The organism is Mycobacterium sp. FW102-FHT13B02 (genome assembly GCF_058790275.1).
Genome location: NZ_JBYTCM010000002.1, coordinates 276,189 through 301,968, shown reverse-complemented (window position 1 = coordinate 301,968; position 25,780 = coordinate 276,189). Strand labels below are relative to the sequence as shown.

General features: G+C 66.4%; 23 protein-coding genes and 1 pseudogene. 12 read left to right on the top strand and 12 right to left on the bottom strand.

Annotated features, from left to right (window positions below; translation table 11 throughout):
- Nucleotides 1-46: 46 nt before the first annotated feature.
- The 4 genes from AC3WTE_RS04350 to AC3WTE_RS04335 all read left to right on the top strand — a co-directional run bounded on the left by AC3WTE_RS04350 (nt 47) and on the right by AC3WTE_RS04335 (nt 4,942).
- Entirely contained in the window at nt 47-1,159 is a 1,113-nt protein-coding gene (locus tag AC3WTE_RS04350) for an ATP-binding protein (protein ID WP_492436287.1), read from the top strand.
- Nucleotides 1,160-1,162: 3 nt separating this feature from the next.
- Nucleotides 1,163-2,248 (top strand): MarR family transcriptional regulator, encoded by a 1,086-nt coding sequence (locus AC3WTE_RS04345; RefSeq protein WP_492435926.1) that lies wholly within the window; start codon nt 1,163-1,165, stop codon nt 2,246-2,248.
- Nucleotides 2,249-2,389: 141 nt separating this feature from the next.
- Nucleotides 2,390-3,004 carry a TetR/AcrR family transcriptional regulator gene (locus AC3WTE_RS04340; protein ID WP_492435924.1) on the top strand — a complete coding sequence of 205 codons (615 nt, stop codon included), beginning with the start codon at nt 2,390-2,392 and terminating at the stop codon, nt 3,002-3,004.
- 69 nt (nt 3,005-3,073) lie between these two features.
- The gene (locus AC3WTE_RS04335) at nt 3,074-4,942 is read left to right on the top strand and encodes a S9 family peptidase (RefSeq protein ID WP_492435922.1); all 1,869 of its coding nucleotides are present in this window, start codon (nt 3,074-3,076) and stop codon (nt 4,940-4,942) included.
- Nucleotides 4,943-5,005: 63 nt separating this feature from the next.
- On the opposite strand, the gene sucD is transcribed toward AC3WTE_RS04335, so the two are convergent.
- Both sucD and sucC read right to left on the bottom strand, forming a co-directional pair.
- A complete protein-coding gene (sucD, locus tag AC3WTE_RS04330) occupies nt 5,006-5,908 on the bottom strand; it encodes a succinate--CoA ligase subunit alpha (protein ID WP_459368357.1) in 903 nt (300 codons plus the stop codon).
- Between the two features lie 15 nt (nt 5,909-5,923).
- Nucleotides 5,924-7,087: an ADP-forming succinate--CoA ligase subunit beta gene (gene sucC / locus AC3WTE_RS04325; RefSeq protein ID WP_459368356.1), complete on the bottom strand. Its 1,164-nt coding sequence runs from the start codon at nt 7,085-7,087 to the stop codon at nt 5,924-5,926.
- Between the two features lie 270 nt (nt 7,088-7,357).
- On the opposite strand from sucC, the gene AC3WTE_RS04320 reads away from it, so the two are divergent.
- Complete coding sequence (locus AC3WTE_RS04320; protein WP_492435920.1) at nt 7,358-8,452, top strand: M23 family metallopeptidase; 1,095 nt, start codon at nt 7,358-7,360, stop codon at nt 8,450-8,452.
- Between the two features lie 45 nt (nt 8,453-8,497).
- Nucleotides 8,498-9,193 carry a hypothetical protein gene (locus AC3WTE_RS04315; protein ID WP_492436285.1) on the top strand — a complete coding sequence of 232 codons (696 nt, stop codon included), beginning with the start codon at nt 8,498-8,500 and terminating at the stop codon, nt 9,191-9,193.
- Between the two features lie 66 nt (nt 9,194-9,259).
- On the opposite strand, the gene pcrA is transcribed toward AC3WTE_RS04315, so the two are convergent.
- Nucleotides 9,260-11,617: a DNA helicase PcrA gene (gene pcrA / locus AC3WTE_RS04310; protein ID WP_492435919.1), complete on the bottom strand. Its 2,358-nt coding sequence runs from the start codon at nt 11,615-11,617 to the stop codon at nt 9,260-9,262.
- A gap of 230 nt (nt 11,618-11,847) precedes the next feature.
- On the opposite strand from pcrA, the gene AC3WTE_RS04305 reads away from it, so the two are divergent.
- The gene (locus AC3WTE_RS04305) at nt 11,848-12,141 is read left to right on the top strand and encodes a chorismate mutase (RefSeq protein WP_492435917.1); all 294 of its coding nucleotides are present in this window, start codon (nt 11,848-11,850) and stop codon (nt 12,139-12,141) included.
- A 134-nt stretch (nt 12,142-12,275) separates the two neighbouring features.
- Here the strand turns inward: AC3WTE_RS04305 and AC3WTE_RS04300 are convergent, their stop codons facing one another.
- Entirely contained in the window at nt 12,276-13,724 is a 1,449-nt protein-coding gene (locus tag AC3WTE_RS04300) for an NAD-dependent succinate-semialdehyde dehydrogenase (RefSeq protein ID WP_492435915.1), read from the bottom strand.
- Between the two features lie 50 nt (nt 13,725-13,774).
- Here AC3WTE_RS04300 and pgi point away from each other — a divergent pair, with 50 nt between their 5' ends.
- Nucleotides 13,775-15,439, top strand: coding sequence for a glucose-6-phosphate isomerase (pgi, locus tag AC3WTE_RS04295; protein ID WP_492435913.1), 1,665 nt, complete (start codon nt 13,775-13,777; stop codon nt 15,437-15,439).
- A 52-nt stretch (nt 15,440-15,491) separates the two neighbouring features.
- On the opposite strand, the gene AC3WTE_RS04290 is transcribed toward pgi, so the two are convergent.
- Nucleotides 15,492-16,241, bottom strand: coding sequence for an SDR family oxidoreductase (locus AC3WTE_RS04290; protein WP_459368350.1), 750 nt, complete (start codon nt 16,239-16,241; stop codon nt 15,492-15,494).
- A 60-nt stretch (nt 16,242-16,301) separates the two neighbouring features.
- Between AC3WTE_RS04290 and AC3WTE_RS04285 the strand changes: the two genes are divergently transcribed.
- Entirely contained in the window at nt 16,302-16,856 is a 555-nt protein-coding gene (locus tag AC3WTE_RS04285; protein ID WP_492435911.1) for a chorismate mutase, read from the top strand.
- Here AC3WTE_RS04285 and AC3WTE_RS04280 read toward each other — a convergent pair.
- Complete coding sequence (locus AC3WTE_RS04280) at nt 16,849-17,322, bottom strand: zinc finger domain-containing protein (RefSeq protein WP_492436283.1); 474 nt, start codon at nt 17,320-17,322, stop codon at nt 16,849-16,851. The two genes, AC3WTE_RS04285 and AC3WTE_RS04280, sit on opposite strands and share 8 nt — an antisense overlap.
- Before the next feature lie 147 nt (nt 17,323-17,469).
- Nucleotides 17,470-17,712: pseudogene (locus AC3WTE_RS04275) on the bottom strand (DNA-formamidopyrimidine glycosylase family protein); the annotation flags it as partial.
- A 40-nt stretch (nt 17,713-17,752) separates the two neighbouring features.
- Here AC3WTE_RS04275 and AC3WTE_RS04270 point away from each other — a divergent pair.
- Nucleotides 17,753-19,537: an FUSC family protein gene (locus AC3WTE_RS04270; RefSeq protein WP_492435909.1), complete on the top strand. Its 1,785-nt coding sequence runs from the start codon at nt 17,753-17,755 to the stop codon at nt 19,535-19,537.
- On the opposite strand, the gene AC3WTE_RS04265 is transcribed toward AC3WTE_RS04270, so the two are convergent.
- Nucleotides 19,534-19,929 (bottom strand): phage holin family protein, encoded by a 396-nt coding sequence (locus AC3WTE_RS04265; RefSeq protein WP_492435908.1) that lies wholly within the window; start codon nt 19,927-19,929, stop codon nt 19,534-19,536. The two genes, AC3WTE_RS04270 and AC3WTE_RS04265, sit on opposite strands and share 4 nt — an antisense overlap.
- A complete protein-coding gene (gene cobF / locus AC3WTE_RS04260; RefSeq protein ID WP_492435906.1) occupies nt 19,926-20,672 on the bottom strand; it encodes a precorrin-6A synthase (deacetylating) in 747 nt (248 codons plus the stop codon). The genes AC3WTE_RS04265 and cobF overlap by 4 nt, the downstream gene beginning before the upstream one ends.
- Before the next feature lie 142 nt (nt 20,673-20,814).
- On the opposite strand from cobF, the gene AC3WTE_RS04255 reads away from it, so the two are divergent.
- On the top strand, nt 20,815-22,011 hold the full coding sequence (locus tag AC3WTE_RS04255; protein ID WP_492435905.1) for a diiron oxygenase: 1,197 nt from the start codon (nt 20,815-20,817) through the stop codon (nt 22,009-22,011).
- On the opposite strand, the gene AC3WTE_RS04250 is transcribed toward AC3WTE_RS04255, so the two are convergent.
- The gene (locus AC3WTE_RS04250; protein WP_492435904.1) at nt 21,966-23,177 is read right to left on the bottom strand and encodes an MFS transporter; all 1,212 of its coding nucleotides are present in this window, start codon (nt 23,175-23,177) and stop codon (nt 21,966-21,968) included. The two genes, AC3WTE_RS04255 and AC3WTE_RS04250, sit on opposite strands and share 46 nt — an antisense overlap.
- Nucleotides 23,178-23,247: 70 nt before the next feature.
- Between AC3WTE_RS04250 and AC3WTE_RS04245 the strand changes: the two genes are divergently transcribed.
- A complete protein-coding gene (locus AC3WTE_RS04245; protein ID WP_459368342.1) occupies nt 23,248-24,123 on the top strand; it encodes an LLM class flavin-dependent oxidoreductase in 876 nt (291 codons plus the stop codon).
- A 22-nt stretch (nt 24,124-24,145) separates the two neighbouring features.
- On the opposite strand, the gene AC3WTE_RS04240 is transcribed toward AC3WTE_RS04245, so the two are convergent.
- Entirely contained in the window at nt 24,146-24,508 is a 363-nt protein-coding gene (locus AC3WTE_RS04240; RefSeq protein ID WP_492435903.1) for a DUF5709 domain-containing protein, read from the bottom strand.
- 43 nt (nt 24,509-24,551) lie between these two features.
- Complete coding sequence (locus AC3WTE_RS04235) at nt 24,552-25,712, bottom strand: acyl-CoA dehydrogenase family protein (protein WP_492435901.1); 1,161 nt, start codon at nt 25,710-25,712, stop codon at nt 24,552-24,554.
- Nucleotides 25,713-25,780 lie beyond the last annotated feature (68 nt).

Here is a 25,780-nt window from a genome sequence, read left to right as displayed (position 1 = left end):
TCTATTTCGACGTACAATTGCGGTCATGAATTGGCCCATCAGACCCATGTCTCTCGTGGTCGGCGGCGTCGTCCCGCCCGAGAACGTGGTGGGCCGCGTCCGCGAGCAGCAGGAGATCCTGGCCAGCCTCCTCGATGGTGGCGCCGCCCTGGTCGGCGACCGCCGCCACGGCAAGACGTCACTGTCCCGCCTCGTCGCGCACACCGCGCGCCTACAGGGCCTGACCGTCGTCTCGGTCAGCGCAGAGCGGCAGACCTATGCCGAATTCGTCACCGCCCTCGCCGCCGAACTCGGGCGCGTCGACAATGCCCTGCGGCAGGAGGTCGACCGCTGGAAGGTCGCGGTCGGTACCGGGCCGTTCAAGTTCGAGCGGATCCGCGTCGACGCCGCGCTCGATGATCTGCTGCAGCGCGCGGTGGCCCGCACCAAGAACGGCCCGCTGGTGTTGTTCATCGACGAGGTCACCGTGCTGGCCCGCAACCTCGAGCGCGAGAAGCCCGGCGGCGGAGACGCCTTCCTGCACCTGCTCCGCCGGTTCCGCCAGGAGCATTCAGGACGGCTCGCCACCGTCTTGTCCGGTTCCATTGGATTTCATCACGTTTCGGAGGACGCGCTCAGCTCCGTCAACGACATCCGCAAAGTGACCGTCGGCCCGATTCGCCACGACCACGCCACGTACCTGGCCGAGTGCCTGCTACTCGGCGCAAACGTCCCGACCACTGACCGACACCTGGTGGCCGAATCCGTTGCGACTGCCGCCGAGAATGTCCCGTACTACATCCAGCACCTGGTCGCAGCCGCCGCACGGGAGGGCTCTGTGCAGCCACACCGGATCGGCGAACTACTCGCGGCCGCGATCGTTGACCCGCACGACCCGTGGGACCTCCGCCACTACCGCGACCGACTGCGAAACTACTACGGCGACGACGCCCCCGCGATCGCCGCTCTCCTCGACATCTACGCCTATGCCCCAACACCTTTGAGTGTCGATGCAACCATCCAGTTCCTGCAGACCGAGGGTTCACCGATCCGCGACCGCGACCAGTTGGTGTCCTTTATCGAGCGCTTGGAACAGGACCACTATCTGCGCCGCGTCGGTGACGACGACTGCTTCGCCTCCGGCCTGGTGCAATCGGCTTGGCGGGCCATGAGGCGATAAGCGATGACCCACCCCGCTTTCTCCCCCGGCACCGTCGACCCCGCCGAACTCGACGCCCGCACCGTCGGCCGCGCTGCACTGCTGAAGCGGCTGACGGACCGCCTCGTCAGCTCTGCACAGGACGGCTCGCGTCCGCACACCTTGCTCGTCGCGCCGCGCGGTACCGGCAAGACCCACACCCTGCAGGTCACCCTCTATCGCGCATTGAAACAGCGCAAAGCCGCGAAAGCCGTACTGCTGCTGGCACTTCCAGAGGACGCCCTCGCCATCGGCAGTTACCCCGACCTCCTCGTCGAACTGCTCCGCACGCAAGGCCCCGACGTGGCCGCACGCGCACGCGACCTCCGTGGCGACGCGCTGGAACTGGAACGGGAAATCCTCGATCTCGCCGCGGGCAGGATGGTACTGATCGCGATCGAGAATGCCGACCGCATCTTCGACGCCATCGGCGAAGCCGGTCAGGGCAGCTTCCGCGCCTGGGTCGAAACATCCACCGCAGTACTGGTATTCGCGACAGCACCGGCGCTGTTCCCGGGCGTCTCGTCGCGCACCCACCCGTGGTACGGATCGTTCATCATCGAGGAGCTCCCCGACCTCACCGACGCTGACGTCGCCGAGTTCCTCACCCGACACGCCCGCGATCGCGAATTGGCTTCGTACGTCCAGACTTCCGGGGGGCTATCTCGTATCGACGACGTCACCCAACTCGTCGGCCGCTCCCCGCGGGTTTGGCAGATCATCGCGGAGATCGCCGACCGAGCCGCGTTCGAAAGCGTCACTCCCGCCGCCGATGCGGCCCTGGAACAGCTCACGCCCCACTACCAGCAACTCATCTGGCAGCTGCCTGCCGGCGAGCAACGCCTGATTGTCGAACTGGCCCGCGCCGACGGTCCACGCACCGTCACCGATTTAGCTGCCGCCGTGGGTATTTCGAATCAGTCAGCGTCGGCGGCTCTGGGCCGCCTCACAACAGGCGGCTGGGTCCACCCCGCAAAATCGGACTCCGGCGATCGCCGCGCCACCTGGTACGACCTCAGCGATCCGCTGCTGCGGAACTATCTGCACTACCGCGAGCGCCGCCAGCGCTGACGTTGCGAGCGTGCCGCCAGAGCGCGCACAGGCCGGAGCTGCGAACTACGGCCCTTGTGCGCGGACACGACCCGACTCCTTGACGAGGCTGTCACTTAGTGACACAGTTGAGCTGTCACTAAGTGACAGGAGGTGAGGGAAATGAGCGACAAGCAGGACCAGGCACGGATCGTGGTGTCCCGCATTGCCTGCGCCCTGTTCTGGGAACGGGGCGTCGCCGGAACCAGCGGTGACGACATCGCGGCGGCCGCCGGACTCTCCACCCGCACCATCTGGCGCTATTTCCGCAGCAAGGAAAGTTGCGTCGAACCCCTGCTCGCCAAGTCAGCCGACCGGTTCCTGGCGAGCGCCCGGCGCTGGCCGCACGAACTCTCGTTGTCGGAACACCTTGCGGCAGATGCCATTGCGTATCCGCTGTCACCGCAGGACATCGAGGACGAGCTCAGCGCGATCCGGCTGGCGACCATGACCGAATCCGACCCCGCCCTGCGCACTGCGTACCTGATGGTCCACGACCGCATGGAGCGCGGACTCATCCCGGTCATCGCCGACCGATTGGGCTTACCCGACGACGATCTCACCGTCCGTCTGTGCGCGGCGGCAGTCACGGGCGCCTTCCGCGTCGTCGACGAAGACGTGAGCAAGGCAATCGTGGTCGACGGCAAAAAAGTCAGCCAGGCGGAGGCGCTGGCGCTCATGGACCGCGCGATCCGCGAAGCCACCAACGGCAGGCTGGGCGGCCCCGTCAAACCCTGACAATCCCATATTCCTCACGAGCCGGCGACTACCGGCCCGGCGAACAAGCCTGTCCAAGAAAGGATTCCCATGGCGCTACCCGAACTCATCTCCGTCGAAGACCTTTTCAGCGCACCCGAGCGCACGGCGGCGACGATCTCGCCGGACGGATCCAGGATCGCGTACCTGGCACCGTGGAAGAACCGCCTGAACGTCTGGGTGCAGGACGTCGACGACGACGCGACCGCACGGTGCGTCACGGCCGACGAAACGCGCAGTGTGTACATCTACCGGTGGACCGACAATCCACGCTGGATGCTCTACATGCAGGACTCCGGCGGTGACGAGAACTGGCATGTGTACCGCATCGACCTGGAGAACCCGGACACACCCGCAGTGGACCTGACCCCGTTTCCCGGGACGCGAGCGAGTTTCGAGCTGCCCAAGGGATTGCCGGGAAAGGCCATCGTCCAGATCAACAAACGCAACCCCGAACTGTTCGACGTCTACGAACTCGATATCGCCACAGGCGAACTCACGCTCCGCGCGGAGAATCCCGGCAGCGTCGTCAACTGGCTGAGCGGGCCGAGCGGTGACCTGTTCACCAATACGCTGACCACGGAAGGCGACGTCGAGATCTCGCATTGGGACCCGGCAACCAGCACCCTGCGTCCGGTCAAGGTCTACGACGGCAGCGACTACCCGGTGGGCATCTTCCCGGTCACCGTCACGCCGGACGGCAAGGGCATCTGGCTCCCCTCGTATGAGAACAGTGACCGATCTCGACTGGTCCTGGTCGACGTGGCCACCGGCGCTGAGACCGAGGTTGACAGCCACCCGACATTCGACCTGGGGAACCAGATGGTCCTCCCGTCACCGTTCATTCTCAGCGCGCGGACCGGTGATCTGATCGGCGTCCGCTACTACGGCGAACGCCAGGTCATTCACCCGCTGGACCCGAATTTCGCTGCGGTGCTGGAGAATCTGGTCAAACTCTCAGACGGCGACCTCGCCACCGTGTCATCTGACGACCGTGGGCGGCGGTGGGTGGTCAGCTTCACTCATGACCGGGATCCGTGGGCGACCTACCTCTACGACCACTCGACCGGCGAAAGCCGGCTGCTGTTCCGGCCTTACGCGCGGCTGGACCCCGATGCGCTCGCCCCGATGACACCCGTGACGATCACGTCGCGCGACGGGCTGGACCTGCATTCGTATCTGACACTGCCGGTTGGGATCGAACCCGTCGAACTGCCGTTGGTCCTGCTGGTCCACGGCGGTCCGTGGGCGCGCGACTGCTGGGGCTTCCAACCCGATGTGCAGCTGCTGGCCAATCGCGGATACGCGGTGCTGCAGGTGAACTTTCGCGGCTCGACGGGCTACGGCAAGGCCTTCACCAAGGCTGCGATCGGGGAATTCGCGGGCAAGATGCACGACGACCTCATCGACGCCGTCGACTGGGCCGTCAAGCAGGGCTACGCCGATCGAGACAAGGTGGCAATCTTTGGCGGCTCGTACGGCGGTTACGCCGCGCTGGTCGGCGTGACGTTCACCCCGGACGTGTTCGCGGCGGCCATCGACTACGTCGGGATCTCAAGTCTCGCGAACTTCATGCGCACCCTGCCCAACGTGGCCCGGCCGTTCCTTGCCACCAACTGGCACACATACGTGGGCGACCCCAACGACCCCGCGCAGGAGGCCGACATGCTGGCCCGCTCCCCCATCACCAAGGTGGATCAGATCCGCACACCACTGCTGGTTGTCCAGGGCGCCAACGACTCTCGCGTCGTGCAAGCAGAATCCGACAACCTTGTCGAGGCGCTGCGCGCCGGCGGAGTCGAAGTCGAGTACATGGTCAAGGCCGACGAAGGACACGGATTCCTCAACCCCGACAACCAGATCGACATGTACCACGCCGTCGAGCGCTTCCTCGCCCAGTACCTGGGCGGCCGCGTCTGACTGCATTCGCCGCGAAACACAACAGGCCCCCACCAAAAGGTAGGGGCCTGTTGCGCAGAGAAATTACAGCGACTGAAGGATCTCGCGAGCCAGCGCAGCGGTGGCCGACGGGGTCTTGCCGACCTTCACGCCGGCAGCTTCGAGGGCTTCCTTCTTGGCCTGTGCGGTGCCCGACGAGCCCGACACGATGGCGCCCGCGTGGCCCATGGTCTTGCCCTCGGGAGCGGTGAAGCCCGCGACGTAGCCGACGACCGGCTTGGTGACGTTGGCCTTGATGTAGTCGGCGGCACGCTCTTCGGCGTCGCCACCGATCTCGCCGATCATCACGATGACCTTGGTCTCCGGGTCCTTCTCGAACGCCTCGATGGCGTCGATGTGGGTGGTGCCGATGACCGGGTCGCCGCCGATGCCGATGGCGGTCGAGAAGCCGAAATCGCGCAGCTCGTACATCATCTGGTAGGTCAGGGTGCCGGACTTGGAGACCAGACCGATCGGGCCCTTGCCGGTGATGTTGTTCGGGGTGATGCCGACCAGCGCCTCACCGGGGGTGATGATGCCCGGGCAGTTGGGGCCGATGATGCGGGTCTTCTGACCCTTCTCGACGTTGTAGGCCCACGCATAAGCGCTGTCCTGCACCGGGATGCCCTCGGTGATGACGACCAGCAGCGGGATCTCGGCGTCGATGGCCTCGATGATGGCGTCCTTCGAAAAGGCCGGCGGCACAAAGGCGATCGACACGTCGGCGCCGGTCTCCTTCATGGCCTCTGCCACGGTGGCGAACACCGGCAGCTCGATGTCGTTGCCGTCCTTGTCCACGTGCGAGACCTTGGTGCCGGCCTTGCGCGCGTTCACGCCGCCGACGACCTGGGTGCCGGCCTTCAGCATCAGCTTGGTGTGCTTGGTGCCCTCACCGCCGGTGATGCCCTGGACGATGACCTTGGAATCCTTGTTCAGGAAGATAGACATAAGTTGTTGGCTCCCTTACTTGTTCGCCAGCTCGGCGGCTTTGTCGGCACCGGAATCCATGGTCTCGGCCTGGATCACCAGCGGGTGGTTGGCCTCGGCCAGGATGCGACGGCCCTCTTCGACGTTGTTGCCGTCGAGACGGACGACCAGCGGCTTGTTGGCCTCGTCGCCCAGCATTTCCAGAGCCTTGACGATGCCGTTGGCGACCGCGTCACACGCGGTGATGCCACCGAAGACGTTGACGAAGACGCTCTTGACCTGGCTGTCGTTCAGGATGACGTCCAGACCGGCGGCCATCACCTCGGCCGAGGCGCCACCGCCGATGTCCAGGAAGTTGGCGGGCTTGACGTTGCCGTGGTTCTCACCGGCGTAGGCGACGACGTCCAACGTCGACATGACCAGCCCGGCACCGTTACCGATGATGCCGACCGCGCCGTCGAGCTTGACGTAGTTGAGGTCGTGCTCCTTGGCCTTGAGCTCGAGCGGGTCGGTGGCTTCCTTGTCCTCGAACTCGGCGTGGCCGGGCTGACGGAAGTTGGCGTTCTCGTCCAGGGTGACCTTGCCGTCCAGCGCCAGGATCTGGTCGTCGGGGGTGCGAACCAGCGGGTTGACCTCTACCAGGGTGGCGTCTTCGGCGACGAAGACCTCCCACAGCTTCTGGATGGTCACGGCCGCGGCGTCGAGCACCTCGGCGGGCAGGTGGCCCTTCTCGGCGATCTCACGGGCGAAGGCCAGGTCAACACCCTTGACGGCGTTGACGGCAACCTTGGCGAGACGCTCCGGCTTGGTGGCGGCGACCTCTTCGATCTCCATGCCACCCTCGACCGAGCACATGGCGAGGTAGGTGCGGTTGGCGCGATCGAGCAGGAAGGAGATGTAGTACTCCTCCGCGATGTCGCTGGCCTCGGCAACGAGCAGTTTCTTGACGATGTGGCCCTTGATGTCCAGGCCGAGGATGTTCTGCGCGTGGGTGAGAGCGTCCTCCGGAGTGGCGGCGTACTTCACACCACCGGCCTTACCACGACCGCCGACCTTGACCTGCGCCTTGATCATGACGGGCTTGCCGATCTCCTCGGCGATCGCCTTGGCATCATCGGCGGACTCGGTGACCCGGCCCGGTGTAGTAGGGACGTTGTGCTTGGCGAACAGCTCTTTCGCCTGGTACTCGAAGAGATCCATGAGCTCTGAGAAATCCCGTTCTGTCTGCGTTGACGATTTGAATTCACTTCAGCGTTGGGCCGCACTGGCTCGTTGCGCACTGTATCTATGTACGCGTGAGTAGCCAGCACCGCCTAGCACCCATGTGGTACATCTCACCCGACTGCCACGAGTGAGGCAAATCACACTTCCCGCCCAATGGCATCGATAGGTTGCCAATAGGTTCTGATTTTCAGTACCGTCATGGGCGGTCTCGGTAACGGTACGGTCACGGAGCAAAGGAATTTTCGGTTGGCTGAGCACGATTCGTCTGGCACTCCCCGCGGAGAAGCGACGAACGCCGGCGTCACCGAGAACGCTGCCCGCACCATCAAGCTATCCACGCGCGCTGTGAGCCCAGCCGAAGTAACCGACATCATCCCGTTCAATGAGTTCGGCGATCTGGATGATCTGGACCTCTCCGAGAACGCCTTCGACCGCGATTCCCGCGTCAATGCCGCCCCCGAGCTCGACGATCTGAACGATACCGACGACGAGACTCCCCTGATCCTGACTGTTCCGGCCGAATTCCGGCAGCCCGGAGGCGCCACGCGCCTCTCTGTGAGCGCCTACCGCGACAGCCACACCGACAACAGCAACGGCCTCGACGACACTGACGTCATCGATCTGCGTGCGAGCCGTGGCTCCCATCGCAAGCCTGAGCCCGTCCATGGTGTGAAGGGCCGCCTGGTCGCCGCTGCCGTGGCTGTCGGCGCCACCGCCGCCGCCGGGTATTCGATGATGGCCAGCGCCGATCAGCCGACCAGCACCAAGCTGGCCGCTGATCAGGTTGTCCGGGCGGACGGATCGGCCGGGTCATCTGATGGCATCCAGATCGTCAACGTCGAACCGGCCGCCTCGTCTGGGGCGGTGCACGCCCAGGAGCTGGCCAACGGCGCCGCCTACGCGCAAGAGCGCGCCGAGCGCGAAGCCCGCCTGGCCCGCCCGCTGTTCGTGATGCCGACCAAGGGTGTGTTCACCTCCGGTTTCGGCTATCGCTGGGGTGCGCTGCACGGCGGTATCGACATCGCCGGCCCCATCGGCACCCCGATCGTCGCGGTTTCGGACGGCGTGGTCGTCGCCGCGGGTCCGACCGCCGGTTACGGCGCCTGGGTCAAGGTCCGCCACTCTGATGGCACCGTGACGCTGTACGGCCACGTCAACACCTGGGTGGTGTCGGTTGGCCAGCGCGTTTTCGCCGGCGACCAGATCGCCACCATCGGCAACCGGGGCAACTCGACCGGCCCGCACTGCCACTTCGAGGTACTCCTCGGTGGCAGCCAGCGCATCGATCCCGTGCCGTGGCTGGCACAGCGTGGCCTGAGCCCGGGTAACTACGTCGGCTGATCCGTGAAGGACGACAACACCGCCGACGGGCCAGCCCAGACGCACTTGTCCGACCCCACGCAGACTTTCGGACGGCAGTCCGGCCCTGCATTCGCGCAAACGCCTGATGATGACGCCAAGACCGGCCTGATCCGTCGCGCTCCCACAGGTGCCATCCCGGTCGTGCACCCCGCTGACGACAGCGCTCCAGCGACCAGCATCATCCGGCGCACACCGACCGGCGCGATCCCCGTGGCCGATGCTCCGCAGACCAGCATCATCGAACCCGCGGCCACTGGCCTGATCCTGCCCGGGCTGGTCGAACCCGACGCACCGGGGACCACCCACCTCGCGGCACCCGGCCACGGCAAGGACGCGGCCCCGAAGCCTCCAGCCGGCCCGTTCGCCGCCTGCGCCACCGCCACCGCCTGCATCCTGAGCGGCTGGGCCACCGCGGTCATCGCCACCTCGCTGATCGCCGGATGGTGGCGCACCGACCCGCTGTTCTGCGTCGCCATCGGCTTCCTCGCCGCGGTATCCGCGGGGGCGACCATCGGCGGCCAGATCGCGGTGCTGCTGCGCCACCGGACCGGCCGCATGCTGGTTGTGGTCGGCGCTCTGGTGACGCTGGTGATCTTCGCCAGTTTGTTCGTCGCCGGGGCAAAACTGCCGCCGATCGTCTACGGCATCCCGGTGCTGCCCATCACGAGCATGGTGCTTGCGATGCTGCCTGTCACCGGGCGTTGGTGCACCAAAACCTGACGGCGCCAACGTGAATCCCGCTAAAAATCAGCGAGATCGCACCACCGTGTTTCGCGCGCGACGACGCTAAAGCTTCTGTACCGGCGCGTGGTTGTGCATCAGCTTGACCCGGCCGGAGCTGCCGAAGTCGATGAGCGACATGGCCGATTCGCCGACACCGCTGACCTCTTCTACCCGTCCCAGGCCGTACTTGTCGTGGGTCACGCGGTCACCCGGTGAGAGCACCACCAGCGGCTTGTTGCGATTCGGGGCCGGCCGCATGGGCGACGGGCGTCCACCACCCAGACCACCACCACCTGATCCGCCGGAGCCGTAGCGACTCGGCGCCGACAGCGATGGCGGCGGCTCGACCCGTCGCCAGTCGATGAGCTCCTGCGGAATCTCTTGCAGGAAGCGTGATTCCGGGTTCAGCATGGGCTGACCCCACGACGACCGCACCTTGGCGCGGCTGAGGTACAACCGCTGCCGGGCCCGGGTGATGCCGACGTAGGCCAGCCGGCGTTCCTCGGACAACTCGGTGGGATCGCCGAGGGCGCGCATGTGCGGGAACATGCCGTCTTCCCAGCCGGTCACGAAAACCACGGGGAATTCGAGGCCTTTGGCGGTGTGCAGCGTCATCATGGTGACGACGCCGTCGCCGTCCTCGGGGATTTCGTCGGCATCAGCCACCAGCGAGACCCGCTCCAGGAACGCGGCCAACGCCCCGGTGTCGGGCACGTCCTCGTCCAGCTCCTCTTCCTGAAGGGCCCGCGCGTTGGCGAGGTCGGTGCTGAATTCGTGTGCGACGCTGACCAATTCGTTCAAGTTGTCCAGCCGCGCCTGATCCTGCGGATCACTCGACGCCTCCAGCTCGCGGCGGTAACCGGTGCGGTCCAGCACCGTCTCGACCAGGTCGCCCAGCTCGCCGTCGAGCCCGCCACGCAGGCTGTCCAGCAGCTCGACGAAACTGGCAATTGCCTTCTCCGAGCGGGAGTTCAGCATCGGCACCCGCCCCTCGGCGGCGGCCTGTAGCGCATCGTTGAAGCTGGCACCGGTGTTCTCGGCGTACACCGCCACGCAGGCCTCGGCGCGGTCACCGATGCCCCGGCGCGGGGTGTTGAGGATGCGGCGCATGCTCACGGCGTCGCCCGGATTGTCCAGCACGCGCAGGTACGCGACGATGTCGCGAATCTCCTTGCGCTCGTAGAAGCGCATGCCGCCGACGACTTTGTACGGAATGCCGGCCCGGATGAAGATGTCTTCCACCGACCGTGACGAGTTGTTGGTGCGGTAGAACACCGCGACGTCGCCGTACGTGAACTTGGTGTCGATGCCGCTGCCCTTGGTGGTCAGCGTGTCGATCTCCTCGGCGATGAACCGCGCCTCGTCGTGCTCGTTGTCGGCGACGTAGCCGACGATCAACTCACCCTCGCCCGCGTCGGTCCACAGCTTCTTGTCCCGGCGGCCGGCATTGCGGCTGATGACCCCGTTCGCGGCCGACAGGATGTTCTGGGTGGACCGGTAATTCTGTTCCAGCAGAATCGTTTTCGCGTTCGGGAAGTCGCGCTCGAAATCCTCGATATTGCGGATGGTCGCGCCGCGGAACGCGTAGATGGACTGGTCGGCGTCGCCCACGACGCACAGCTCGGCGGGCGGGACGTCATCGGCGCCTTCGGGCGCGTGGTGCCCGACGAGCTCGCGTACCAGCACGTACTGCGCGTGGTTGGTGTCCTGGTATTCGTCGACCAGGATGTGCCGGAAGCGGCGCCGGTAGTACTGCGCGATCTGCGGAAAGTTCTGCAGCACAGCGACGGTCTCGCCGATCAGGTCGTCGAAGTCCATGGCGTTCGCGGCGCGCAGCCGGCGCTGGTATTCGCCGTACACCTCGGCGACGATGCGCGGCAGCTCCTCATCGGCCTCGGACGCCTCCGAGGCGGCCTGCAGCGGGTCGATCAGTTCGTTCTTCAGGTTCGAGATCGCGGTCGCCAGCATGCGCGGCGAATACCGTTTGACGTCGAGGTTCAGGTCCTTGCCGACCATCATCAGCAACCGGCGCGAGTCGTCGGCGTCATAGATGGAGAAGTTGGAGTTCAGCCCCGGCAGCAGCGACGCCTGGTTGCGCAGAATGCGAACGCACGTGGAGTGGAACGTCGACACCCACATCGACTTGGCGCGCGGGCCGATCAGCTGGACCACGCGTTCCCGCATCTCGGCGGCGGCCTTGTTGGTGAACGTGATGGCCAGGACCTGACCGACGCCGACGTCGCGATTGGCGAGCAGATAGGCGATGCGCCGGGTGAGCACCGCCGTCTTGCCCGAGCCGGCACCGGCCACGATCAGCAGGGGCGAACCCTCGTGCAGCACAGCTGCACGCTGCTGCGGGTTGAGGCCGTCTAACAACTGGTCTGTGTCGGGGGCAGTGCTGGTCACATTGGGGCTCGTCATATCAGCTCAAACTTACCGCCGGGGTGCGACAACCCACGCATTTCCCGTCGCTTCACTCGCCCCTTTGCGCTGGCACGGGCCGGGATGGCACACTCGAAACGTGCTCAATGCGCAGCAGCGATTTTTCTACGGGTACCGGACGCCGGTACCCGGGGTTTAGCTGCTTCCCTTCAGCCCCGTGGTCCGCATCCGGATCCGGGGCTCGTTTGTTGTGTGAGGCCTGAATTCGGATGACACCAGAATCCACCAACAGCGAGGAAACCATGTCGACCGAAACCGAACTCCCCAACATCGATGAGCTGCGCCTCGAGATCGATGAGCTGGACGCCGCCATTCTGGCGGCCGTCGCCCGTCGCACCGAGGTGTCCAAGATGATCGGCAAGGCCCGCATGGCCTCCGGCGGCACCCGACTGGTGCACAGCCGTGAGATGAAGGTGATCGAGCGCTACAGCGAGCTGGGCCCCGAGGGCAAAGACCTCGCCATGCTCCTGCTGCGCCTGGGCCGCGGCCGCCTCGGCCACTGATCAACTCCGCGAGCGTGCGCGTCTGCGCACGACACACCGCAGTTGACCGCCAACGACGTCGCACTCGACGACGTTGAGCGCGACGTTTGTGCGCAGAATTCACCGCGTGTCGCGCGCAGACACGCACGCTCGCGTTAAGAGGTGAGGGCGATGTACTTGGTGTCGAGGTACTCCTCGATGCCTTCGGTACCGCCCTCGCGGCCGAATCCTGACGACTTCACGCCGCCGAACGGCGCCGCCGGGTCGGAGATGACGCCGCGGTTGACGCCGACCATCCCGGTCTCCAGTGCCTCGGACACCCGCAGCGCCCGATCCAGCGACTGCGTGTAGATGTAGGCCGCCAGCCCGTACTCGGTGTCGTTGGCCGCGGCGATCGCCTCCTCCTCTGTGTCGAAGCCGGTGACGGGGGCAACGGGTCCGAACACCTCTTCCTTGAGGATGCGGGCATCGGCGGGCACGTCGGCCAGCACCGTCGCGGGATAGAAGTAGCCCGGCCCGCCAGGAGCGGTGCCCCCGACAGCGACGGTCGCCCCACGCGACACCGCGTCGGACACCAGGTCGGTCACCGTGCCGACCTGTTTGGCGTTGATCAGTGGTCCGAGCGTCGCGTTCGCGTCCAGGCCGTTGCCGAGCCTGAACTCGCTCATCCGCTGCACCAGCTTCGTGGTGAATTCCTCGCGCACCGAGTTGGCGACGTGGAAGCGGTTGGCCGCGGTGCACGCCTCGCCGCCGTTGCGCATCTTCGCGAGGATCGCGCCGTCGACCGCGGCGTCGATGTCGGCGTCGTCGAACACCACGAACGGCGCGTTGCCGCCGAGTTCCATCGACATCCGGAGCAGCTTCTCACCGCCCTGCTGTACCAGCGATCGGCCGACGCCCGTCGACCCGGTGAAGGTCAGCTTGCGCAGCCGGCCGTCGTTCATGAGGGCCTCGGTCAGCTCGCCGGGGCGGGTGGTCGGGAGGACGGACAGCACGCCCTTGGGTAGGCCGGCGTCGTCCATCAGCTTGGCCAGCAGCAACATGGTCAGCGGAGTTTCCGCGGCTGGTTTGACCAGCATGGTGCAGCCGGCCGCCAGCGCCGGGCCGATCTTGCGGGTGCCCATGGCCAGCGGGAAGTTCCACGGTGTCACCGCGTAGCACGGGCCGACAGGCGACTTGGTGACGACGATCCGCCCGGTACCGGCCGGGCTCGGGGTGTAGCGCCCGCCGATGCGGACGGCCTCCTCGGCGAACCAGCGGAAGAACTCGGCGCCGTACTTGACCTCACCGCGGCTCTCGGCGAGAACCTTGCCCATCTCGAGCGTCATCAGCGTGGCCAGGTCCTCGGCGCGTGCGGTGATGGTCTCGAAGACCGATCGCAGGATTTCACCCCGCTCGCGCGCCGGAGTTGCCGCCCAGTCCTTCTCGACGGCGGCCGCGGCATCCAGCGCGGCCACGCCGTCCTGTGGTGTCGCGTCGGCGACGCGGGTGATGACGTCTTCGGTGGCCGGATCGAGCACCTCGAAGGTGGCCTGGCCGGCGCGTTCCTCACCACCGATCCAGAGGCCAGTTGGGACAGACGACAGCAGCTCGGCGATGTCCATACACCCATCATGTACGGCGGCGTTTCCTACGTCACACTAGGGTTTGAGGCATGGCTGATCACACTCCCGCTGCCGACATCTCGACCACCCCAGCCTGGAATGCGCTCACCGCGCACCACGCCGCGGTTGAGGCCACCACGCTGCGCGAGCTGTTTGCCGACGACCCGGAGCGCGGCCGCGAGCTGACGCTGACCGTCGGCGATCTGTACATCGACTACAGCAAGCACCGGGTGACCCGCGAGACGCTGACGCTGCTGCTCGACCTGGCCCGGGCGGCCGGCCTGGAAGAGCGCCGCGATGCCATGTTCGCCGGTCAGCACATCAACACCTCCGAGGACCGCGCGGTGCTGCACACCGCGCTGCGGCTGCCCCGTGGGGCGTCGCTGGTGGTCGACGGTCAGGACGTGGTCGCCGACGTGCATTCGGTGCTCGACGACATGGGAACGTTCACCGACCGGCTGCGCAGCGGTGAGTGGACCGGCGCCAGCGGGCAGCGCATCACAACGGTGGTCAACATCGGCATCGGCGGCAGTGACCTGGGACCGGTGATGGTCGACCAGGCGCTGCGCCATTATGCCGACGCCGGCATCTCGGCCCGGTTCGTGTCCAACGTCGACCCGGCGGATCTGATCGCCAAACTGGACGGACTCGACCCTGCCACAACGCTTTTCATCGTCGCGTCGAAGACGTTCTCGACCCTGGAGACGTTGACGAATGCCACGGCCGCCCGGCGCTGGCTGGTCGCCGCTCTGGGTGATGACGCCGTCGCCAAGCACTTCGTCGCGGTGTCGACCAACGCAAAGCTGGTGTCGGAGTTCGGCATCGACACCGCCAACATGTTCGGCTTCTGGGACTGGGTCGGTGGCCGCTACTCCGTGGACAGCGCCATCGGGCTTTCGGTGATGGCCGTCATCGGCAAGGAACGGTTCGGCGAATTCCTGGCCGGTTTCCATCTGGTCGACGAACACTTCCGCACTGCGCCCCTGGAGGCGAATGCGCCTGCGCTGCTTGGCCTCATCGGGCTGTGGTACTCGGATTTCTTTGGCGCACAAGCCCGTGCGGTGCTGCCCTACTCCAACGACCTGGCCCGGTTCGCCGCCTACCTGCAGCAGCTGACCATGGAGTCCAACGGCAAATCGGTGCGCGCCAACGGCACCCCGGTGAGCACCGATACCGGAGAAATCTTCTGGGGCGAGCCGGGAACCAACGGTCAGCACGCCTTCTACCAACTGCTGCATCAGGGCACCCGGCTGGTGCCGGCCGACTTCATCGGGTTCAGCGAGCCGACTGACGACCTGCCCACCGCCGACGGCACCGGCAGCATGCACGACCTGCTGATGAGCAACTTCTTCGCCCAGACCCAAGTGCTGGCGTTCGGCAAGACCGCCGAGGAGATCGCTGCCGAAGGCACGCCCGCCGACGTCGTCCCGCACAAGGTGATGCCCGGAAACCGGCCCACCACTTCGATTTTGGCGAGCAAGCTGACGCCATCGGTGGTCGGTCAGCTGATCGCGTTGTACGAGCACCAGGTCTTCACCGAGGGCGTCATCTGGGGCATCGACTCATTCGACCAGTGGGGCGTCGAGCTCGGCAAGACGCAGGCCAAGGCGCTACTGCCGGTCATCACGTCCGACGCCGCGCCCGCCCCGCAGTCCGACAGCTCGACCGATGCCCTCGTCCGCCGCTACCGCACCGAACGCGGCCGCGTTTCGTAGCAATTTGTGCACGAAAATCCGCGGCCTGGCGCGGAAAATCGTGCACAAATCACTAGGCGAAGTACTTGGTGAAGCGCGGTGGCATCAGCTTCATGACCTCGACCAGGGGCCACCACGGCCAGCCGGGGACGACGGCGCGGCCCTTCTCCTTCTCGATGGCGTCGACCATGGCCTTGACGCCGGTCTCGTTGTCGACCATGAGCATGGTGGAGTTGGACTTCGCGGTCATCTCAGACTCGATGTAGCCGGGCTCCAGGACGGTGACCTTGATCGGGCCGGACGGGTACTCGGCGCGCAGCGACTCACCCAACGACGTGACGCCGGCCTTGCTCGCGGCGTAGGCGGCCTTGTAGCCGGGCACCCCGACGTTGCCGAGCACCGACGACACCAGAACCAGGTGTCCCCGGCCCGCAGCCTTGAACATTTCCAGCGCGGTCTCGATCTGCACCAGCGCCGCAACAAGATTCGTCTCGATGGTGGCCTTGTTGGCCCACAGCTTCCCGCCACCCAGCGGGTAGCCCTTGCCGATACCGGCGTTGACGATGACGCAATCGATGCCGCCGAGCTGGTCGGACAGCTCCTCGAAAACCTTGGGCACCTGGTCGTGATCGTTGACGTCCAGCGCCGCGATAGCGACGGTGACGCCGGGGTACTTCGCCGTCAGCTCCGCCTTCAGTTCTTCGAGGTTGTCCAGGCGGCGGGCGCACAGTGCCAAGTCGCGGCCTTTGGCGGCGAACTGCCGGGCCATACCCGCGCCCAGGCCCGAGCTCGCGCCGGTGATGAGGATCTTCTGCCGAGTCATGACTGCAGCGTAGCCAACTCGACACCCGTCAAGAAAGGTCGGAGGGTGCAGGATCGACGTATGAAGCTCGCCGCACTGTTGGTTGCCGTGTTGGGAATGACGTCGATGCCTCTCGCCCACGCCGACGACGATCCACTGTTCCGGCTGGTCGACACCGCGGCCCAGCGGCTGCAGACCGCCGACCCCGTGGCCGCGGTCAAGTGGATCAAGGGCGGCTCGATCGAGGATCCGGCACGGGTCGACGCGGTGCTGGCCGCGGTCGGTGCACAGGCGCGCAGCGCCGGCGCCGACCCGGCGTTCGTCCGGAAGGTGTTCACCGACCAGATTCACGCCACCGAGGGCATCGAGTACCAGCGGTTCAGCCAGTGGAAGTTCGATCCGGGAACCGCGCCCATGACGGCACCCGATCTGTCCGAATCCCGCACGGCGATAGACGGTTTCAACCGCACCATGGTCGCCGAGATGGCCGCGCAACAGGGCATTCTGCAGAGCCCGGGCTGCGCACCCGCGCTCGACGTGGCCCGCACCCAGGTCACCGCGAACCGACAGCTTGATCCGCTCTACCAGCAGGCACTTGCGGCCGCCACCAAGAACTACTGCAACTTAATCACTTGAGCAGCTTGGACATTCGCCGGTCGGCGAGAATCTTGCCACCCGTCTGGCACGTCGGGCAGTACTGAAAAGACTTGTCCGCGAAAGACACCTCACGCACCGTGTCCCCGCAGACGGGGCAGGGTAGCCCGGTGCGGGCGTGTACTCGGAGGCCAGAGCGCTTCTCGCCCTTGAGGGTTGCCGCGCCCTGGCCCACCGATCGGGTCACCGCATCGGAGAGCACCGAGATCATCGCGTCGTGCAGAGTCCCCAGCTGTTCGTCGGTCAACTTGCCCGCGGTCGCGAACGGCGAAAGCTTGGCCACATGCAGGATTTCGTCACTGTAGGCATTACCGATCCCGGCGATCACCCGCTGGTCGGTGATGACGTTCTTGACCCGGCCGGTGTTGCCGGCCAGGACCGCGCCCAACTCCGCCGGTCCGAGTGACAGCGCGTCGGGGCCAAGCGAGGCGATCTGCGGCACCGCCAGCGGATCGTTCACCAGCCAGACCGCCAGCCGCTTCTGGGTTCCGGCCTCGGTGAGGTCGAAACCCGGTGCCTCACCCGGCTTTCCGAGATGCACCCGCAGGGCGATGGGCCCCTTGCCCGGTTTGAGTGGCGCGGCAGCCAGCTTCTCCGACCAGCGCAACCACCCTGCCCGGGACAGGTGCGTGATGAGATATAGGTCGCCGACCTGCAGGCCCAGGTACTTGCCCCACCGGCCCGCTCCCGTCACCTCGTGGCCGTACAGCGCGGTCGGCGGCGGGTCGAAGGTCTTGAGCACGGACAGGGCGGCGACGTCGACGCGGCCCACCGGCAGACCGACCGCATGACGACGCAGGTGATCGGCGAGCGCCTCGACCTCGGGAAGTTCCGGCATGGGTTCAGGCTAGCGACTCGAGGTACCGCATGCTGTACACATGGCAGACCGCTCGGCGCCCGCCCCGGCCACGAACCCGCTGCGACGCATGCTCGTCATGAACGCCGTACCGCGTCGCTGGCCGTTCGCCCTGCGGGCCGCGGTCTGCATGATGGTGCCGATTTTTGTCGGGTGGGCCGCCGGAGATGTGTCCGCCGGGCTGGTCGCCACCATCGGTGGCTTCACCTCCCTGTACGGCAGCGGGCGCCCGTACCTCAACCGCGCGATGTATCTCGGCGCGATCGCCGTCTCGTTCGCAGTGGTCGTCGCGCTCGGCGACTGGGCGGCCGCGAGCCCATGGTCTGGAGTGCTCGTCGTCACGGTGATCGCGATGATCGCCGTGCTGATCTGCCAGGCACTGTCGGTCGGTCCGCCGGGCGCCTACATGCCGGTGCTGGCCTGCGCGGCGGCGGTCGGGATCGCGACCGAGCATCTGAGCCCATTGCGGCTGGGCGTGCTGGTGCTGGCCGGCGGTGCGTTCTCGTGGGTGGTCCACATGACCGGCGCACTGGTCCGCCCGCGCGGCCCGGAGCGCGCCGCGGTGGCCGGCGCCGCCGAAGCGGTGGCCACCTATATCGAAACCGCGTCGCCCGACGCCCGGCACCGCGCCGCGCAACTCCTGCACGAAGCCTGGATCACCCTGGTGACGTTCCAGCCGATGCGCCCCAAACCGGATGACGCCCTGTTCCGGCTCCGGATGACGAACCGCCGGCTGCACGTGTTGTTCGCCGAGGCGATGGCGGCCGCCGACCGCGGCCACCCGATGTCCGTCGACGGCGCTGCGTTGGCCCGGCAACTGGGCGCGGTGCCCGACGACATCGGCGGCAGTTCCGAGGGCCTGATCCCGCTGGGACGCCCGTCGGTCGGGACCCTGCTGCGACGGGCGGTGGCGCCGGGAGCTCCCCCACTGACCGCGGCCCTGCGCACCGCGGTCGCCGTCGCGATCGCCGGTTCCGTCACCGTCGGCCTGAACATGGACCACGCCTACTGGGCGATGGCAGCGGCGGTCCTGATGCTGCACCAGGGCTTCGATTGGCGACGCACGGTACAGCGCGGCATCGAACGCACGCTGGGCACCTGGCTCGGCCTGGTCCTGGCGGGCGGCATCTTGATCGCCGCGCCGGGTGGGCCCTGGCTCGCCCTGATCGTCGGCACGCTGCAGTTCCTGATCGAGATGTTCGTGGTGCGCAACTACACCGTCGCGGTCGTCTTCATCACGCCCGCGGCGCTGACCATCGCGTCGGGCGGTCACCACATCACCAACGTGCCCGACGTGCTGCTCGCCCGCGGTATCGACACCGTGATCGGTTGCGCGGTAGCACTTCTGGTGCTGTGGTGCACGCGGCGCGGACATGCCGCGGCGGGCCCGGCACAGGCGATCGCCGCGACGCTGGATGCCGTCGCCGTCGTGGTCGGGCATCTGGCCGCGGCAGCGGTAACCACCGGGCAGGCCCGCAATGACCGGCGCGATCTGCAGTTACGCGCCATGGCCATGCTCCCCGCGTACGACACCGCCATCGGCGGATCGGCCCGGAGCCGGGTTGCGGCAGAACGACTTTGGCCGGCCATCGTCGCCACCGAGCAGCTGGCCTACCGGACGTTGGCTGCGGCATGGGCCACCGAACGGTCCGGCGCCCCGGTCACGCCGGGCGACGCTGAGCAGCTGACCACCACGATCAGCGGCCTCGCCGACGCGATCCGCAGCGGCCGGCACGCCGACGACATCACCGAACCACCGGCCTTCGGCGCCTGCGAAATACAGGCGATTCAGGCGTCACTGGCCTAACTCTCAATGGCGCGCTGCACCAGACCCAGCGCCCAGCCGACCACCGACAGCAGAATGGCCGCCCAGATCGCGGTGAACCAGAACTGGTCGATCGCCAGGCCCCAGTGCGTGGTGTGCTCGGTGATCCACGAGGTGATCCACAGCATCCAGGCGTTGATGACGATGTGGATCAGGCCGAGCGTGAGGATGTACAGCGGAATCGCGAACAGCTGCACGATCGGCTTGATGATGGCGTTGACCAGTCCGAAGATGAACGCGACGACCAAGATGATGCCGACCCGCTCCAGTCGGGAACTGCCCTCGACGAAGACGAAGTGGATACCCGGGATCATGCGGGTGACCAACCACAATGCCAAGCCGGTCACACAGGCTCGCAGCAGCAACGATTTCATACCGTCGATTCTGCCCGCAGCAGATAGGTGTCCATGATCCAGCCGTGCCGGGCCCGGGCTTCGGCGCGCTCGCGCGCGATCTGGTTGCCGACCTCGCCGATGGTGCCGGCGATCAGCATCTCGTCGGGGGTGCCGAGGTAGGCACCCCACCAAATGCGGGTCTGCGGTGGGCATTCCAGGAACGAGCACTCGCCGTCGAGCATCACGACCGCGGCCCCGGCCAGTCCGGCTTCACGCAGCTGACGGCCCGTCGTGATGAGCACCGGCTCCCCGATGTTGTTGAGCGGTATGCGATGTCGGGCGGTGAGCGCCTGGATGGCGGTGATGCCGGGAATGACGTCGAACTCGAACTCGACGTGTTCGGCGACGCGGTCGAGGATGCGCAGAGTGCTGTCGTAGAGCGACGGATCACCCCACGCCAGAAAGGCCCCGACGCCGTCGGGTCCGAGTTCGGTCTCGATGGCCTCGGCCCACAGCCGGGCCCGCGCGGCGTGCCATTCCGCCACGGCCTCCTGATAGTCACCGTCTTTGGCCCGCTTGGGATCCGGCAGTGCCACGAACCGGTAGTCGGGCTTCTCGATGAACCGCTCGCAGATCAGCCTGCGCAACGCGACAAGATCGTCCTTGATGTCGCCTTTGTCCATGGCGAAGAAAACCTGGGTGTCATTGAGCGCCGTGACGGCCTGGGCGGTGACGTAGTCCGGGTCGCCGGCACCGATACCGATGACGTGGATGGTGCGCATGCACCGAAGGGTATCGGGGCGGGTAGCCGCACCCTTCAACCGCGCGACGCGAACCCAAGGTATGCGGTACCCGGGGTATTGACTAACCCTGGAGGGCGGACGTAGCTTCGGAGTACGGACACTTTCGGAGGGGATGTCAACGATGACAGCTTCGTTCAAGGGCCAGACCACGCGCGCGGAATTCGCCGAGCGCCTGCTCAAAGGCTCGGTACGTAAGTCTTATGCGCCGATCGTCGACATCGACTGGGATGCGCCGGTCGACCCCGACAAATACTTCCTGCCGCCGAAAGTGGTGTCGCTGTACGGCACGCCGCTCTGGGACTCGATGAGCCGGGCCGAGCAGATCGAGCTGTCGCGCCAGGAGCTGGTGAACACCCTGTCGGCGGGCATCTGGTTCGAGAACATCCTCAACCAGGCCCTGCTGCGCAAAGCGATGCATCAGGACCCGACCGCGAGCGCCACTCACTACGAGCTGACCGAACTCGGCGACGAGACCCGCCATATGGTGATGTTCGGCAAGGCCATCGAGAAGGTCGGCGCCGACCCGGTGCGGCCGAAGTGGTACCAGCGCACGATCATCAACATGCTGCCGTTCGCCTTCCAGGGCTCGGTGCTCTGGGTCGCCGCTCTGATCGGCGAGGAAATCTTCGATTCGCTGCAGCGGCAGATGATGGACGACCCGGAGCTGCAGCCAATGGTGCAGCGGCTCATGCGGATTCACGTCACCGAAGAGGCTCGCCACATCCAATTCGCCCGCGACGGGCTGCGCAAGCGCGCGCCGGAGATGTCGTGGCCGAAGCGCTTCTGGGTGGGCAATCTCAACGGCCTCGGCGGCTTGTTCTTCCGATTCCTGTTCACCAACAAGGTCCAGTACCGCCGCGTCGGCCTGGACGCGCGGGCCGCGCGGCGGATGGCGCGGACGTCTCCGCACCGGATCGAGACGCAGATCGCGGGCTTCGCCCCACTGGCCTCATTCCTGGAGGAAGTTGGGCTCCTCGGCCCGATCGCGCGCCGGTTGTGGCGACGCACCGGATTTCTGCCCGGCGGCCGAATCATTCCGGCGGCCCGCGCGGATGTCGCGGATCCCGAAGACCTGTACGACGGGCCGGCCACCATCGACGGCCGCGAGGTCCGCGTCCGGCTGGCCGGACACCTCGACCCGATCGACGGCCAGTATCACTGGCGTGGAACGGTTTTCGAGTCCCTCGATGAACTGCCCCGCGGCCCCGTCACCGTAGCGGTCGGCGAACGCTCCGCGACAGCGCGGGTCACCGAGCGCAGCCAGCAGGGCGGCTATGCCGTCAGCGGCGCCGGTTTTCCCCCTTTCCCACTCACGTAACCTGCCGCCAGCAGCCCCACCGCGAACACCGCACCGACACCGCCCGAGATCAGCAGTGGCACCGTGCCGTCGGCGCCCCACGCCAGACCGGCCCACAACCCGGCGATGAGGACGGCAAAACCGCTGGCGCCCTGAAACACACCTTGGGCACTGGCCTGCACGTCGGCGCCGACCAGCGAAGACACCCACGCCTTGCCAACTCCGTCCGTGCATCCCGTGAACAATCCGTAGATGCCGATCAAAAGCCATGCCGCGACGGTGTTCTCGGTCAGCCCCAGACCGAGGTAACCCACCGCGAAGAATGCCAGACCGATGCCGAACACGGCAGCGCGCGGCATCCGGTCGGATAAGTGCCCGGCCGGATAACTCGACAGGGCATACACCGCGTTGTAGGTGACGTACGCCAAAATGACCTCGACGACGGAGAAGCCGATCTCGTTGAGCCGCAACAACAGCAGCGCATCAGGAAAATTCACCAAGCCGAAGATCACCAACAGCCCCGCGACCCGCCAGTAACGCTGCGGCAGCTCGCGCACCCGCCCGAACAGTCGTGTCCGGCTGGCCGCGATTGCCCGTCGGGGTTCCCGTACGAGGTACACCAGTGCCACGCTGAGCACGGCAGGCACGACTGCCACCCACAGCAAGGGCGGGATCTGATGGTCCAGCAGTTCGTAGCCGGCGAGGCCGAGTAACGGACCGACGACGGCGCCCAACGTGTCCATGGTCCGGTGGAATCCGAACACCCGGCCCCGTGCGGCGTCATCGATACCGGCGACCAGCAGTGCATCGCGGGGCGCTCCGCGCAAACCCTTACCCAGCCGGTCCACCACGCGTCCGGCGAGCACCCCCTGCCAGGCTCCGAATGCCGCGACCATGACCTTGCCGAGCGCCGCCAGACCGTAACCGGTGGCGATCATGGGTTGCCGGGCAAAGCGGTCACCGAGCGGACCCGACGCCAGTTTGGTCAGCGACGCGGCACCTTCGGCCGCACCTTCGACGATGCCCACAACCGAAGCCGGCGCCCCGAGGACCGTCGTCAGGTAGATCGGCAGCAAGGGATAGAGCAGTTCACTCGCGGCGTCCTGCAGAAAGGACACCGCGGAGAGGACCCGGACGTTGCGGGTCAGCCATGGCCTGCGGAGCGGACCGACGCGTCGGGGTCGCACCAGCTCATGATGCCGAACAGATCTGCGTTTCGCGAGACACAAAACTAGAACACGTTCTACTATGGTCGCCATGCGGTTCACCTATGCGGAAGCCATGACCGATCCGAAGTACTACATCCCGTTGGCGAAAGCCGCTGACGAGGCCGGATACCACGCGATGACCATTCCGGACAGCATCGCGTACCCGGCAGTCTCAGACTCGAAGTACCCTTACACCGCGGACGGCAGCCGCGAGTTTTTGGACGGCAAGTCTTTCATCGAATCGTTCTCGCTGATCGGTGCCCTGTCGGCCGTCACGACCAAGCTGCACTTCAACATCTTCGTGCTGAAGCTGCCCATCCGGCCGCCGGCCCTGGTGGCCAAGCAGGCCGGATCGCTGGCCGCGATGTTCGACAACCGCCTGGGCCTCGGCGTCGGCACCAGCCCCTGGCCCGAGGATTACGACGTCATGGGCGTACCGTTCGCCCGCCGAGGCAAGCGCATGGACGAGTGCATCGACGTCGTCCGTGGCCTGACCTCGGGTGACTACTTCGAGTACCACGGCGAGTTCTACGACATCCCCAAGACCAAGATGACGCCGGCGCCGACCAAGCCGGTGCCGATCCTGGTCGGCGGCCACGCCGACGCCGCACTCAAGCGCGCCGCCCGCAATGACGGCTGGATGCACGGTGGCGGCGACCCGGCCGAGCTCGACCCACTGCTCAAGAAGCTCGCCCAGTACCGCGAATCCGAAGAGCGCATCGGCCTCTGCGACGAGTTCCAGATTCACGTCATCTCGATCGACGGGTTCACCGTCGACGGTGTGAAGCGCCTCGAGGACAAGGGCGTCACCGACGTCATCGTCGGCTTCCGCGTGCCCTACATCATGGGCGAGGACACCCAGCCGCTCGACGAGAAGATCAAGCACCTGGAGATGTTCGCGGAGAACGTCATCGCCAAGGTCTAGCGTTCCGCGCCGGCCGGCGACACTACTCGTCGATGATGTGCACTGCGGCCTCCTCGGCGGAGGCCGCACTCCCAGCGATGCCGACGTCCCCGGCGAGCAGCTCACCGGCCTGCTCGCCGGCCACGAGCCGGCCGGATCGCCGGTCACCGACCTCGTCGTCGCCCCACTGCTCGTCGGGACCTGCCACCGGGTCCAGCTGCGTCGCCGGGTCTGGCTCTTCCTCGGCGAGGAGCTCATCGAGCGTCTCGTGATCGCGGGGCTCACGCCACGCATCCGGCGGCGCATAGCCCTCATCCAGCAGGTCATCGACGCCGCGGTCCACCAGCATGTCTTCCTGAGTCAGCTGATCGTCATCGTCGCTGCTGTACTCACCCGAGCCGCTCATGTCACCACCTTGCCACGGATCGCCGGGCCACGCGAGCAGATCGTTACAGCGAGCGGCTGATGATCTCTTTCATGATTTCGCTTGTGCCGCCGTAGATCTTGTTGACGCGCGCCGCGGCGTAGGCCCGGCCGATGGGGTACTCCAGCATGTAGCCGTACCCACCGAAGAACTGCACGCAGCGGTCGACGACGGCGACGCCCTTGTCGGCGGCGATCAGCTTGCCCATTGACGCGGTCGCCGGATCGTTGTTCCCGTTGATCAGTTCCTGGATGCAGTAGTCCACCGTGGTCTTGATCGACAGCACCTCGGCTTTGAGCTCGGCGAGCTGGAATCGGTTGTGCTGGAACTGGATCAGCGGCTTACCGAAGGCCTCGCGCTGCTTGGTGTACTTGATGGCCTCGAGCACGGCGGCCTCGGCCATGCCGGCGCACACCGAACCGATGATCAGCCGCTCGCGGGCCAGTTGCTCCATGAGCTGGTAGAAGCCCAGCCCCTCCTGCTCGCCGAGCAGGTTGGCGACCGGCACCCGCATGTCGGTGAAGAACAGTTCGCGGGTGTCCTGGCCGTGTTGGCCCACTTTCTCCAGGACGCGACCACGCTCGAAGCCCGGCAGGTCGTTCACCTCGGCCACGATCAGCGAGACGCCCGCCGCACCCTTGCTGGGGTCGGTCTTCGCGACGATGACGACCATGTCGCAGTGGGTTCCGTTGGAGATGAACGTCTTCGACCCGTTGATGACGTAGTGGTCGCCGTCGCGGACGGCGGTGGTGCGGACTGCCTGCAGGTCGGACCCAGTGCCGGGTTCGGTCATCGCGATGGCGAGCACGGCCTCACCGCTGATGATCTTGGGCATCCAGCGGGCCTTCTGCTCCGCATTGGCATAGGTGTTGATGTAGTGCGCCACGATCGGCGAGTGCACGGTCCAACCCGAGGCCGAATCATGCGCCAGCGCAAACTCTTCCGCCACGATCGCGGACAGGCCGAAGTCGCCGCCCGCGCCGCCGTATTCCTCCGGCAGGTCCAGGCCGAGCAGGCCGGCGTCGCCGAGCTTGTTCCAGAACTCGCGGTCGACCTGGTGGTTCTTGGCCCACCGCTCCTGGTTGGGCGTGGCCTCCTTGGCCAGGAACGACGCGGCATGCTGACGCAGCTCGCGGTGCTGATCGGTCTCCCAGCTGGCCCGGTAGTTCGGGAAGAGCACTGACATTGGTCCACCTCGCTGATTTCCGCGCTATACAACTGTATAGGCCACTGTTCATGTGTACAGTACATTGC

What these genes read in the sequence shown, in the direction of transcription:
- AC3WTE_RS04350 (WP_492436287.1), top strand. Translation starts at nt 47, where the DNA reads ATGTCTCTCGTGGTCGGCGGCGTCGTCCCGCCCGAGAACGTGGTGGGC.
- AC3WTE_RS04345 (WP_492435926.1), top strand. Translation starts at nt 1,163, where the DNA reads ATGACCCACCCCGCTTTCTCCCCCGGCACCGTCGACCCCGCCGAACTC.
- AC3WTE_RS04340 (WP_492435924.1), top strand. Translation starts at nt 2,390, where the DNA reads ATGAGCGACAAGCAGGACCAGGCACGGATCGTGGTGTCCCGCATTGCC.
- AC3WTE_RS04335 (WP_492435922.1), top strand. Translation starts at nt 3,074, where the DNA reads ATGGCGCTACCCGAACTCATCTCCGTCGAAGACCTTTTCAGCGCACCC.
- sucD (WP_459368357.1), bottom strand. Translation starts at nt 5,908, where the DNA reads ATGTCTATCTTCCTGAACAAGGATTCCAAGGTCATCGTCCAGGGCATC.
- sucC (WP_459368356.1), bottom strand. Translation starts at nt 7,087, where the DNA reads ATGGATCTCTTCGAGTACCAGGCGAAAGAGCTGTTCGCCAAGCACAAC.
- pcrA (WP_492435919.1), bottom strand. Translation starts at nt 11,617, where the DNA reads ATGACGAGCCCCAATGTGACCAGCACTGCCCCCGACACAGACCAGTTG.
- AC3WTE_RS04305 (WP_492435917.1), top strand. Translation starts at nt 11,848, where the DNA reads ATGACACCAGAATCCACCAACAGCGAGGAAACCATGTCGACCGAAACC.
- AC3WTE_RS04300 (WP_492435915.1), bottom strand. Translation starts at nt 13,724, where the DNA reads ATGGACATCGCCGAGCTGCTGTCGTCTGTCCCAACTGGCCTCTGGATC.
- pgi (WP_492435913.1), top strand. Translation starts at nt 13,775, where the DNA reads ATGGCTGATCACACTCCCGCTGCCGACATCTCGACCACCCCAGCCTGG.
- AC3WTE_RS04290 (WP_459368350.1), bottom strand. Translation starts at nt 16,241, where the DNA reads ATGACTCGGCAGAAGATCCTCATCACCGGCGCGAGCTCGGGCCTGGGC.
- AC3WTE_RS04285 (WP_492435911.1), top strand. Translation starts at nt 16,302, where the DNA reads ATGAAGCTCGCCGCACTGTTGGTTGCCGTGTTGGGAATGACGTCGATG.
- AC3WTE_RS04270 (WP_492435909.1), top strand. Translation starts at nt 17,753, where the DNA reads ATGGCAGACCGCTCGGCGCCCGCCCCGGCCACGAACCCGCTGCGACGC.
- AC3WTE_RS04265 (WP_492435908.1), bottom strand. Translation starts at nt 19,929, where the DNA reads ATGAAATCGTTGCTGCTGCGAGCCTGTGTGACCGGCTTGGCATTGTGG.
- cobF (WP_492435906.1), bottom strand. Translation starts at nt 20,672, where the DNA reads ATGCGCACCATCCACGTCATCGGTATCGGTGCCGGCGACCCGGACTAC.
- AC3WTE_RS04255 (WP_492435905.1), top strand. Translation starts at nt 20,815, where the DNA reads ATGACAGCTTCGTTCAAGGGCCAGACCACGCGCGCGGAATTCGCCGAG.
- AC3WTE_RS04245 (WP_459368342.1), top strand. Translation starts at nt 23,248, where the DNA reads ATGCGGTTCACCTATGCGGAAGCCATGACCGATCCGAAGTACTACATC.
- AC3WTE_RS04240 (WP_492435903.1), bottom strand. Translation starts at nt 24,508, where the DNA reads ATGAGCGGCTCGGGTGAGTACAGCAGCGACGATGACGATCAGCTGACT.
- AC3WTE_RS04235 (WP_492435901.1), bottom strand. Translation starts at nt 25,712, where the DNA reads ATGTCAGTGCTCTTCCCGAACTACCGGGCCAGCTGGGAGACCGATCAG.